Origin of the sequence: Nocardioides sp. (assembly GCF_035576065.1) — a bacterium.
Classification (GTDB): Bacteria; Actinomycetota; Actinomycetes; order Propionibacteriales; family Nocardioidaceae; genus Nocardioides.
In genome coordinates, this window is record NZ_DATLWX010000051.1 from 21,048 (window position 1) to 31,740 (window position 10,693).

Annotated in this window: 11 protein-coding genes; 9 read left to right on the top strand and 2 right to left on the bottom strand. The window is 68.9% G+C overall.

The window, feature by feature from the left end; genetic code table 11:
• The first annotated feature begins 12 nt into the window (after positions 1 to 12).
• Both VNJ48_RS22545 and VNJ48_RS22550 read left to right on the top strand, forming a co-directional pair.
• Entirely contained in the window at positions 13 to 291 is a 279-nt protein-coding gene (locus VNJ48_RS22545; protein WP_325606040.1) for a MoaD/ThiS family protein, read from the top strand.
• Positions 292 to 375: 84 nt separating this feature from the next.
• Positions 376 to 819: a DUF6174 domain-containing protein gene (locus VNJ48_RS22550; RefSeq protein WP_325606041.1), complete on the top strand. Its 444-nt coding sequence runs from the start codon at positions 376 to 378 to the stop codon at positions 817 to 819.
• A gap of 18 nt (positions 820 to 837) precedes the next feature.
• Here VNJ48_RS22550 and VNJ48_RS22555 read toward each other — a convergent pair whose 3' ends face one another.
• Together VNJ48_RS22555 and VNJ48_RS22560 are read right to left on the bottom strand one after the other, a co-directional pair.
• Positions 838 to 1,332 (bottom strand): GDYXXLXY domain-containing protein, encoded by a 495-nt coding sequence (locus tag VNJ48_RS22555; RefSeq protein ID WP_325606042.1) that lies wholly within the window; start codon positions 1,330 to 1,332, stop codon positions 838 to 840.
• Complete coding sequence (locus VNJ48_RS22560) at positions 1,329 to 2,570, bottom strand: DUF2157 domain-containing protein (RefSeq protein ID WP_325606043.1); 1,242 nt, start codon at positions 2,568 to 2,570, stop codon at positions 1,329 to 1,331. Before VNJ48_RS22560 ends, VNJ48_RS22555 begins: the two co-directional genes overlap by 4 nt.
• A gap of 192 nt (positions 2,571 to 2,762) precedes the next feature.
• Between VNJ48_RS22560 and VNJ48_RS22565 the strand changes: the two genes are divergently transcribed.
• The 7 genes from VNJ48_RS22565 to groL form a co-directional block, all read left to right on the top strand.
• Positions 2,763 to 3,602: a hypothetical protein gene (locus tag VNJ48_RS22565; protein WP_325606044.1), complete on the top strand. Its 840-nt coding sequence runs from the start codon at positions 2,763 to 2,765 to the stop codon at positions 3,600 to 3,602.
• Positions 3,599 to 4,456 (top strand): hypothetical protein, encoded by an 858-nt coding sequence (locus tag VNJ48_RS22570; RefSeq protein WP_325606045.1) that lies wholly within the window; start codon positions 3,599 to 3,601, stop codon positions 4,454 to 4,456. Before VNJ48_RS22565 ends, VNJ48_RS22570 begins: the two co-directional genes overlap by 4 nt.
• A 204-nt stretch (positions 4,457 to 4,660) precedes the next feature.
• The gene (locus tag VNJ48_RS22575) at positions 4,661 to 5,302 is read left to right on the top strand and encodes a TadE/TadG family type IV pilus assembly protein (RefSeq protein ID WP_325606046.1); all 642 of its coding nucleotides are present in this window, start codon (positions 4,661 to 4,663) and stop codon (positions 5,300 to 5,302) included.
• Between the two features lie 11 nt (positions 5,303 to 5,313).
• Positions 5,314 to 7,110 (top strand): pilus assembly protein TadG-related protein, encoded by a 1,797-nt coding sequence (locus VNJ48_RS22580; RefSeq protein ID WP_325606047.1) that lies wholly within the window; start codon positions 5,314 to 5,316, stop codon positions 7,108 to 7,110.
• A 76-nt stretch (positions 7,111 to 7,186) separates the two neighbouring features.
• Positions 7,187 to 7,702, top strand: a complete 516-nt coding sequence (locus tag VNJ48_RS22585) for a SigE family RNA polymerase sigma factor (RefSeq protein WP_325606048.1) — start codon at positions 7,187 to 7,189, stop codon at positions 7,700 to 7,702.
• Positions 7,699 to 8,916: a hypothetical protein gene (locus VNJ48_RS22590; protein WP_325606049.1), complete on the top strand. Its 1,218-nt coding sequence runs from the start codon at positions 7,699 to 7,701 to the stop codon at positions 8,914 to 8,916. The genes VNJ48_RS22585 and VNJ48_RS22590 overlap by 4 nt, the downstream gene beginning before the upstream one ends.
• Before the next feature lie 195 nt (positions 8,917 to 9,111).
• Positions 9,112 to 10,693 (top strand): chaperonin GroEL (gene groL / locus VNJ48_RS22595; RefSeq protein WP_325606050.1); only part of this gene is annotated, 1,582 nt, incomplete at its 3' end.

Below are 10,693 nucleotides of genomic sequence, written 5' to 3' on the forward strand. Positions count from 1 at the left end.
TAGGAGCCGTCCATGACCGTCTCGGTCCGCATCCCGACCATCCTGCGCACCTACACCAATGGCGAGTCCGAGGTCACCGCCGACGGCGACACCCTCGCGGCTGTGCTCGACGACCTGGACGCGAGCTTCGCCGGCATCAAGGGCCGGGTGCTCGACGAGGCGGGCAACCTGCGCCGCTTCGTCAACGTCTACGTCGGCAACGACGACGTGCGGTTCCTCGACAACCTCGACACACCCACCCCGGACGGCACCCAGATCTCGGTGATCCCGGCGGTCGCCGGCGGCTGCTGAGTTCGCCGTACGCCCCTCGCGGACCGGCGCAGGCCGGGATGCAACCGCTGGACCGAGTGCCACGTCCAAGCGACCATGACTCCTGTGAAGACCACCGTCCGTGCCCTCCTGCTCGCCCTTGCCCTGACCTCCGTGCCCGTGGCCGCGCACGCCACAGATCCTTTCGAGCCGGCACCCACGGACGACCCGAAGCTCGTCGCCGCCTGGGAGGCGTGGGAGAGCAAGGGCATCGACGACTACGCCACCACGGTGCGCCACCACTGCTACTGCCTGCCCATCCCGCCGGTGCGGACGGTCGTACGCGACGGTGAGATCCACAAGGTGATGCAGGACGGGCGCCGGCGCCCGGATGGCAAGGGCCACTCGATGGACCAGTTGTTCCTGATGCTCCGCGACGCTTACGACAACGCCGACCGCGTCGAGGTCACCTACACCCCGCGCGGCGTCCCGAAGTCGATCTCGATCGACTGGGACGAGGTCATGGTCGATGAGGAGCAGTCCTACAACGTCACCCTGGTCCGACGCTGACGGCAGCCCCCGCCGGGGTCACGGGGCTCGTACGTCGATGAGCGCGGCGTGGCCCCGGCCGTCGATCCTGACCTCGGCGATCGCTCCCTCCCGCAGCACGTCCTCCATGGCGGACGCCTCGTCCTGGGGCAGGAAGAAGCTGTCGATCCCGCACTCGACGGCCCAGTCGCGGTCGTCGCACGCGATGTAGGGCGTGTCACCGGTGGGACGGTCGCGACGGAGGTCGTCGGCGACCCACACGTCGCCGTCCTTGCGCAGGACCACGTAGATCGCCCCGCGCTCCCCCTCGTCGGCCATCCAGGTCTCGCTCTGGCCATCATCTCCGACCAGGTCGAGATCGGGGTAGCCCAGCGCCACGTAGGCGCCGCGGAACGGATCGATCGGGTCCACGGGGACGACACGGAGCAGATAGGTGTCTCCCGTGACGCGTGCCGACAGCTGGGGCGCTACGGCGACGCCGGCGAGGATCGCTTGAGCGGCGACCACGACTGCGAGGGTGGCGATCTTCTTCATCGGCCTGTTCCTTCCTGCTGGGAGTCCTGGTGGGCGTGGAGCGTGTCTGGGCCGACGTCCTCCAGGGACGCGGCGATCTCACGCCGCGCCCGGTCGAAGAGGAAGCCGGTGGCCAGGAAGACGAGCCCGAGCACGAGGAACAGCCACGCTCCCTCGACGATGGCCGCGAACACCGCGAAGCTCTGGAAGGTCGTGAAGATCACCAGCCCGACCATGGCGATCACGGTGAGCACCGGGTTGTCCCGCAGCGTGCCGATGGCCACGAGTGCCACCGCCAGGGCCACGAAGGCGACCACGCTGACCGCGGCGTGGGCCCAGTCGGCAGCATTGACGTCCGAGGTGTCCGTGCCGGTGTCCCACAGCACCATCAGCACGGCTGCGGCCAGCACGGCAACGGCCACGAGCGGTTCCAGCCGGGCCCGGCCGCGTGCGATCACCATGGCAGCCGCGACGAGGGCAGCAGCCACGACGAGCGACCCGACCAGCCAGGCGTCCCACTCGAAGTCGTCGGCGGTCGTGTAGGGCACGGCCGCGATGAACAGGGCGATCATGCCGAGCAGAGCACCGACCGATCGCCATACCTGCCCGAATCGGGTGAGTCCGCGATCGTGGACCACGGCCAGGGAGATGGCCGCGACGGCCGCCGTAGCGAAGGCGACGACTGCGCCCGCCGCGGTGCCGTTGTCCCACAGCGGCTGCGAGATCCACCATCCGACGCCCGTGATGACTCCGACCACCAGCGGCATCAGCGCTCGGAAACCGTAGGCGTGGACCAGCGCGCCCGCGGCCCAGAAGCCGATCAGTGTGGGGGAATAGGCCGGGACCTGCAGGGACTGCGCGGCCTGGAAGATCACTGCGCCGAAGGCGAGCGCCGCCATCAGCCGCAGCGCGCCGCGCACCGACCCCGTGACCCGGGTCAGCTCCGCGGCGCCGATGAGGGCCAGCCAGATCGCCGCGACCGCGACGAAGCGGAGCATCGGCGGCAGCTGGTCCAGGTTCGCGGCCACCAGCCAGATGAGCCCGACGCCCACGAAGGCGCCGCCGAGGAAGAGGAGCAGTCGGCCGAGCGAGAAGCGGCGGTGCGTGGTCCCGGCGTCGAGGTAGCGGGCGGTGATCGCCTGCGCCGTGTCCGCGTCGACGAGGCCGTCCATCTGCCAGTCGGCGACCTCGCGGCGCAGCCAGCGGTAGTGCTCACTGCTCACGGGGTGTTGGTGTTGCCTGGTCTGCATGGTGTCCATGGGCTCATGGTGGCCCTCTTGACCTCTCCTTGCCTGAGTACGCGCCCCCAGCTGGGAGACGCGTTCGGATCAGCGCCCTCGCCGGGGCCGCACGAGGTGGCGCGAGCCGTCCTGACCACGGCGCCGGTCCGGGCGAGGAGAGCGGTGGAGGCGATCCGCACGTGCCGCCCGTGCAGGGCTAGGGTCTCGATCGTGCCTCTCCGCGACTCCGTTGCCCACGTCGGACGCCGCGCAGCGAAGCGGCTACGTCCCGCGCCGCGCCCCGCCCCCGCAGCCGACCAGAAGGTCGAGCGACGCGAGCGGTTGATGTCGCTCGACCTGACAGAGCTGGCGGTCGAGTTCGGCACCGACAAGTGGGGCGTGCACCGCTACACCCCTCACTACGAGCGGCACCTCCAGCACCTGCGCGGTGAGAAGTTCACGCTGCTCGAGGTCGGCATCGGCGGCTATGCCCGGAAGCGGCGGAGCGGTGCGTCGCTGAGGATGTGGCGCTGGTTCTTCCCGCGCGCCCGCATCGTCGGTCTCGACATCGAGGACAAGTCGTTCCTCGACGGGGGGCACATCACGACCTACCTCGGCGACCAGACGGACCCCGTCATCCTGCAGCGCATCGTCGAGGAGCAGGGCGCGCCGCTGGTCGTGATCGACGACGGCAGCCACATCCCCGAACACGTCCGCGCCACCTTCGCCATCCTCTTCCCGCTCCTTCCCGACGGCGCGATCTACTGCATCGAGGACATCCAGACGTCCTACTGGCCCGCGTGGGGCGGAGCCGTGGACCCGAAGGCTCCGGGCACGTCGATGGACCTGGTCAAGGACCTGGTCGACGGCCTGAACTTCGAGGAGTTCCTCGTCGAGGGCTACGAGCCGAGCTACACCGACCGGCGCGTGAGGGCCGTGCACTGCTATCACAACCTCGTCGTCATCGAGAAGGGTGACAACGTCGAGGGCAGCAACCGCGACACGGCAGCACGCACCTTCCACGGCAGCAACGACGACCCCGCCCAAGAAAATTCTGTGGAGACCACATGACCGTCCTGCTTGCGACCTGCGCCGACCTGCCCGACGGCGAGCCGGGGTTCGAGGCGCTCGACCGGGCCCTGGCCGCGCGCGACATCGACTTCGCCTGGGTGCCGTGGGACGACAGGGGAGTCGACTGGGCCGGAGCCTCGCTCGTGGTGGTCCGCGCGACCTGGGACTACGCCACCCGGGCCGAGGAGTTCCTCCGGTGGACCCGATCGCTCGACCAGTCCCGGCTCCTCAACGGCGCGGACGTCTTCGAGTGGAACCACGACAAGGCCTACCTCACCGACCTCGACCCGTTGCCGGTCGTGCCGACCCGACTGACGTCCACGCCCGCCGAGTTCGCCGCGGCCATCGCGGAGTTCGGGACGGCCGTCGTCAAGCCCCGGGTCAGTGCCGGCGGCGCAGGCCTGATCGTCGCCAGCGACCCACTCGACCCCCGCCTCGGGACACCCATCCAGAGCCACCCGACGTACGAACCGGTCGGCGGTCCCTGGATCGCGCAGCCCCTTGTCGAGTCGGTGCGCACGCGCGGAGAGGTGTCGGTCTTCGTGCTGGCCGGTGAGGTGATCTCGCAGGTCGACAAGGTGCCTGCCGGTGACGAGGTGCGGGTGCACGAGGAGTTCGGCGGAGCCTCGCAGCCGGTGCCGATCGACCCGTCGGTCGCGTCCGTGGCGCTCACCGCCAACGACTGGCTGACCCAGCGCTTCGGCCGCGAGCTCGACTACGTCCGCGTCGACCTCCTCTGGTATGCCGACGAGTGGGTCGTCTCCGAGCTCGAGCTCATCGAGCCCGGGCTCTACCTCGACGTCCTGCCAGCCAATGCCGAATCCTTCGCCGAGCTGCTCGTCACCCGCCTGTAGGAGCGCTGTGGCCGCCCTGTGGGCCGCTTGTAGCCGACCCCTTCGCCGAGCTGGTGGCGACACGACGAACGTAGTTCGAAAGGACTAGGCCAACGCGACCGATCAGTCGTTATGGGTCCGTCCGCTGGCTGGCTACTGTGGCGCGTTGCTTGGGAGGGTCGTCGTTGTGATGGCCTCGAGCGCAAGAGCCCGGGGGGTCTCCACGTGTTTCGTTCCAGTCGCGCGCGCTCGGATGAGCGCGGCGCCGCAGCAGTGGAGTTCGCGCTCATCGCGATGCCGCTGATCCTGCTGCTCTTCATGATCGTCGAGGCGAGCTTGCTGATGAAGGACTACGTCTCCGTCAGCAGCGCCGTCCGCACGGGGGCACGGACGGCCTCCGCCTCCGCCGACGGCGGCCCGGGCACGTGTCAAGCCAGCGCCAACCCGCCGCCGTGCACACCCGCGGGCGCCCCCGCCTTCGCCCAAGCCGCGGCCGACTCGATCCAGACGACTGGAAACGCGCTGAACAACGAAGACATCGACTGGGTGCTCATCTACAAGCCGGGCGCCAACGGCTACCCGTCAGGCCAGAGCACCCTCACGTGTGGCTCGAACTGTGTGAAGTACGTGTGGGACGCGGGACTCTCCAAGTTTCGCTACTCGAGCGGGAGCTGGGCCTCCGCCTCGGTCAATGCGTGCCTCAACGACCCCCTGCGCGACAGCGTCGGAGTCGGTATGCAGGTCACCCACACCATGGTGTCGGGCTTCTTCGGCTCGACCAAGACCGTCCAGGATCGCACGGTCATGCAGTTCGAGCCCCTCGAGCAAGACCGCTGCAAGCCCGGCACGCCGAACGCGCACTCATGAAGGGGAATCACATGAGCCGGCGTAGTCGCCTCGTCAGCCGCCGGGACCGCCGCAACGAGCGCGGCGCCGCAATGGTGCTGGGGGCCATCTTCTTCGCGTTCCTTGCCCTGCCACTGTGCGCTCTCGCTGTGGACACGGCGCGCTGGTGGGTGGAGACGCACCGGATCCAGGCGGCCGCGGACGCCGCGTCGACTGCCGGTGTCACCTTCATGCCCGAAGACTTCGCGAAGGCTGAGGCCCGAGCCCTCGAGGTCGCCGCGCAAAACGGCTACACCGCCGGTGGCGGGACGACGATCACGGTCGAGGGGGGCGCGAAGCCCACGCAGCTGAAGGTCACGATCAGTCAGTCGGTGGACAACTTCTTCGCGAGCTCGTTCGGAATCCATCAGAGCACCATCACGCGCGGCTCGGTGGCCGACTTCAATGGTCCAGCACCCATGGGCAGCCCGTGCAACACCTTCGGCAACGAGCCGGCGGGTAGCGCAACGCTGGGGCCGCAGGGCAGTGTGTTGAAGTCGCCCCCCCACGCCATCTGCTCGACCAATCCCCAGTTCTGGGGCGCGATCGCCGGGCCGGAGACCTGGAAGGACCAAGGTTCCCAGTTCGAGACCCGCAAGTGCGGTGGGGGCGAGGACGGCTGCGCCAGCAGTGCAAACGGCGCCGCCAACGAGGAGTACGACCCCCGCGGATTCATCTACATGATCCGGGTCAGCGACGCTGCGGTCGGCCAGAGCATCAAGCTGCAGCTCTACGACCCGGCGTACGTCGACGCCGGTAGCGGTGCCTGCAACGCTGGCCCGACCGGAACCTTCGCCGCGACCGAGAACTATCGGTACCCCTATGCCACCACGGACGCGCACGAACGCTACAAGAACGCGGCGAACGCCTTCTGCTCCGGCGACTCGGACAACGGCTCCAGGAGATTCGGCGGCGAGTCCGCGACCATCACCTCGTTCGCGCTCCGCGAGCCGGTCGACACCTTGAATCCCTTCGCCGCGCCGGCCCACCAGCCCGCCCAGTGCACCAAGCAGTTCCCGGGCTACCGCGACACAGGGGCGGACAGTGCGCTGCGCAATCTCGACGCGGGCAACGGGCCGGACTTCAAGATGGACATGGCACGCGTCTTCCACCAGTGGGTGGACCTGTGCACGTTCACCCCCAGCCGGGCTGGCGACTGGTACCTGCAGGTGCGCAACAACGTCGACATGCCCAACGGCAGCATCACCCTTGACTCCACCGGCGCCTACGCGGGCAACCCGGCTGTGGTCGCCCAGGTCGGCGACGACCCGCACGTCAAGGGCAACGGCAACAACATGTTCGGCATCCGTGCCATCTCGAACGCACCGGCCGGCGCTGTGTCGGTCTCGTCCTTCGAGAAGATGCGCATCTATGCCAATGCGGACTCCGCGACCACGACCTTCAACCTCGTGCGGGTGGTCCCTGCCGCGGCGAACAAGAAGCTGGTGGTCAGCTTCTTCGACGTCGGGGAAGCCACAGGGGGCAGCCCCGGCTCGGTGCAGCTGCTGCCGCCCGCGGAGAGCAACCTGACCACGGTCAACGGCTGCATCGGAGACGGGGTGACGGACGGAACCCTGTCCAACTGCACCATCACCGGGATCACCTCAGCGAGCTACAACGGCAAGTTGCAGTTCCTCCGGGTCCCGATTCCCAGCACGTACACCTGTGAGAGCGTCAGCGCCGGTGGATGCTGGTGGCGTGCCATGGTCAGCTTCCCCGGAAGCAGGGTCACGGACGCGACCACCTGGACGGCGCGCGTCGAGGGCGAGCCGATCCGGATCATCGAGTAGATCCGGTGGCCGGCTGCACCTGAGAAGGTTGCCGCCGGCCTCCAACCAAACGGGGCACCATGGCGTTGAGGTGGTCATGGAGCAACGAAGGGGCGACCGAGAGGCGTTCACGGCCTGGGCGACGGCACGTCGTCCGCAGCTGCTGCGCACGGCCGTCTTCCTGACCGCGGATCCGGGCCGTGCGGAGGACCTCGTCCAGGAAGCGTTGACCAAGGTGGCGCAGCGCTGGCCACGCCTTCGCGACGCGAATCCCGACGCCTACGCGCGCCAGATCCTGGTGCGCGACAACATCTCGTGGTGGCGCCGCGGCCGCCACGAGGTGATTTCCGAGGTGCCCGACCCGGGGCGTACGCCGCCAGGTGATGTGCTCGTCGAGCGTCGGATCCTGCTCCTCGATGCCCTGCGCCGGCTCACCCCGAGACAGCGCACCGTGCTCGTCCTGCGTTACTTCGAGGACCTCTCCGAGGCAGACATCGCCCTCGCCCTCAGTGTCTCGGCGGGCACCGTCAAGAGCACCGCACACCTGGCCCTGCGCCGGCTGCGCGAGTGCGCCCCCGAACTCAGCGAGCTGCTCTCCCAGGAGATCTCATGACCGACTCCGAGCTGCGTGACCTCTTCCGCTCCGCCGCCGCCGATGCCGGCAGACACGACCCCCTGGCCGTCGACCGCGCGTGGCGTGACGGCACCCGGCGGCGGATCGGCGCTCGCGCCGCCCTGGCGGGGACGATCGCCGCCACCGCGGCAGCGGTCGCCGGAGTGGCCCTGGTCGACGGACGGACCGGGGGAGTGGCACCTGCGCCGGGGCCCGCTACCTCGTCGACGGTGTCGCCGTCATCGGAGGACCAGCACTCCGGCCCGGTCACCACCTATGACGGGGCGCCCGTATGGGTGGCGCCGAGCGTGGCCGAGGAGGCGGAGCTGCCGTTCCTCGAGGGGACCGGCCTCCCGGCAGAGATCGACCTGTCGGTGGAGGGGCCGCCCGCGAGCGAGATCACCGGGGCCGTCGGGGCCCTCGCCGTGGTGGGCGAGGGCGGTGAGCTCTCACGGATCGTGGCGATCGGGGCCGACGGTGCGGCGTACTCGCTCGAGACAGGCACGCTCGAGCCCGTCGCGGACGAGGGTGGCAATGTGATGCCGGCCCTGTCCGACGAAAGCCTTTCCCCGGACGGGACCCACCTGTTCCTCCGCCAGGAACGCTCGCTGCAGATCTACGACTTCACTGCCGGCGCCTGGACCGCGATGGCCACGCCACGATGGGCAGCGGAGACGGCCCGCTGGACCGAGGACGGGATCTGGGTCCCGAGTGAGCCTGACGGTCGCGACGGGACCGTGTTCGGCATCGAGGGCGCGCACACCATCCCGCTCGGCGAGCGCACCTTCGACGACTCTCCGCGCTGGAGCCCGGGCGAAAGCGGGGGCGAGGGCTACGGGCCGGAGCGGACCGAAGGCGAAACGACGGCACGGAGCTACGTCCTGGCCGGCTCCGTCGACCTGTTCGGTGTCGCCTACCCCAGTCTCGACGCCGTGGCGGTGACGATCGAGGGGCGGCCGCGGTTCCTCGTTGTCGGGCGGGGGGATGGACCGGTGCCCGGCGGCCAGACATTGCTGACGAACTGCACGGCCTGCCAGCAGCAGTGCTGCCCGGTCGCGGGGTTCCTGCGACCGGACGTGGTGGCCTTCCTGTCCGGTTCCAGGCTCCTGGCCTGGGAGGTGCCCGGCGGCGGAGTTCGCCGGGTCACGGAGGTCACCGGCCTCGAGAGCGGCACGGAGTGGTACGTCGCGTCCTGGGCCTTCTCCGCCCGCTGATCCACGTTTGCACTCTCAAGGGGCGAGTGCTAAACATGATGCTGGCAGTCTCGCTATGAGAGTGCCAACGCGAGACTGGTGAAGCTGAGGTCTCACGCGCCGGCGGGAATGGTCCGTCGGAGAGCGGAGACCGTCCGTCGCGGGCAGCCCGCCGGTCCGCGCACCCTGACTCAAGACGAAGGAAGTCTGAGACATATGCCTAAGCTGATTGCTTTCAACGAGGAGGCCCGCCGTGGTCTCGAGCGAGGGATGAACACCCTCGCCGACGCGGTCAAGGTCACGCTCGGCCCCAAGGGTCGCAACGTCGTGCTCGAGAAGAAGTGGGGCGCGCCCACCATCACCAACGATGGTGTGAGCATCGCCAAGGAGATCGAGCTCGAGGACCCGTACGAGAAGATCGGCGCCGAGCTGGTCAAGGAGGTCGCGAAGAAGACCGACGACGTCGCCGGTGACGGTACGACGACGGCCACCGTGCTCGCCCAGGCCATGGTCAAGGAAGGCCTGCGCAACGTTGCGGCCGGCGCCAACCCCATGGGCCTCAAGCGCGGCATCGAGGCTGCTGTCTCGGCGCTGTCCGAGCAGCTGCTCTCCATGGCCAAGGAGGTCGAGACCCGCGAGCAGATCGCGGCCACGGCCACCATCTCCGCCGGTGGCGACACCACCGTCGGTGACGCCATCGCCGAGGCGATGGACAAGGTCGGCAAGGAAGGCGTCATCACGGTCGAGGAGTCGAACACGTTCGGCATCGACCTCGAGCTGACCGAGGGCATGCGCTTCGACAAGGGCTACATCTCGGCCTACTTCGCCACCGACCTCGAGCGGATGGAAGCGGTCCTGGAGGACCCCTACATCCTCATCGCCAACTCCAAGGTCTCCACGGTCAAGGACCTCCTCCCGCTGCTGGAGAAGGTCATGCAGTCCGGCAAGCCGCTGCTGATCATCGCCGAGGACGTCGACGGCGAAGCCCTCTCGACCCTGGTCGTGAACAAGATCAAGGGCACCTTCAAGTCGGTCGCCGTCAAGGCTCCCGGCTTCGGTGACCGCCGCAAGGCCATGCTGCAGGACATTGCCATCCTCACCGGTGGACAGGTCATCTCCGAGGAGGTCGGCCTGAAGCTCGAGTCGGCTGGCATCGAGCTGCTCGGCCAGGCCCGCAAGGTCGTCATCACCAAGGACGAGACCACCATCGTCGAGGGCGCTGGCGACCAGGGCCAGATCGAGGGCCGGGTCAACCAGATCCGCGCCGAGATCGAGAAGTCCGACTCCGACTACGACCGCGAGAAGCTGCAGGAGCGCCTGGCCAAGCTGGCCGGCGGCGTTGCAGTCATCAAGGTCGGCGCGGCCACCGAGGTCGAGCTCAAGGAGCGCAAGCACCGCATCGAGGACGCCGTCCGCAACGCCAAGGCCGCCGTCGAGGAGGGCATCGTCGCCGGTGGTGGTGTCGCGCTGCTGCAGGCGTCGGTCACCGCGTTCGAGAAGCTCGACCTGGTCGGCGACGAGGCCACCGGCGCCAACATCGTCAAGCTGGCGCTGGAGGCCCCGATCAAGCAGATCGCCATCAACGCCGGCCTCGAGGGTGGCGTCGTGGTCGAGAAGGTCCGCAACCTCAAGGTGGGCGAGGGCCTCAACGCCGCGACCGGCGAGTACGTCGACATGATCAAGGAGGGGATCATCGACCCCGCCAAGGTCACCCGCTCGGCGCTGCAGAACGCCGCGTCCATCGCGGCGCTGTTCCTCACCACCGAGTGCGTCATCGCCGACAAGCCCGAGAAGGCCG

Bases quoted from the DNA above. Each gene is read 5' to 3' on its own strand.
- VNJ48_RS22555 (WP_325606042.1), bottom strand. From the start codon at position 1,332: ATGAAGAAGATCGCCACCCTCGCAGTCGTGGTCGCCGCTCAAGCGATC.
- VNJ48_RS22590 (WP_325606049.1), top strand. From the start codon at position 7,699: ATGACCGACTCCGAGCTGCGTGACCTCTTCCGCTCCGCCGCCGCCGAT.
- VNJ48_RS22570 (WP_325606045.1), top strand. From the start codon at position 3,599: ATGACCGTCCTGCTTGCGACCTGCGCCGACCTGCCCGACGGCGAGCCG.
- VNJ48_RS22560 (WP_325606043.1), bottom strand. From the start codon at position 2,570: ATGGACACCATGCAGACCAGGCAACACCAACACCCCGTGAGCAGTGAG.
- VNJ48_RS22585 (WP_325606048.1), top strand. From the start codon at position 7,187: ATGGAGCAACGAAGGGGCGACCGAGAGGCGTTCACGGCCTGGGCGACG.
- VNJ48_RS22545 (WP_325606040.1), top strand. From the start codon at position 13: ATGACCGTCTCGGTCCGCATCCCGACCATCCTGCGCACCTACACCAAT.
- VNJ48_RS22580 (WP_325606047.1), top strand. From the start codon at position 5,314: ATGAGCCGGCGTAGTCGCCTCGTCAGCCGCCGGGACCGCCGCAACGAG.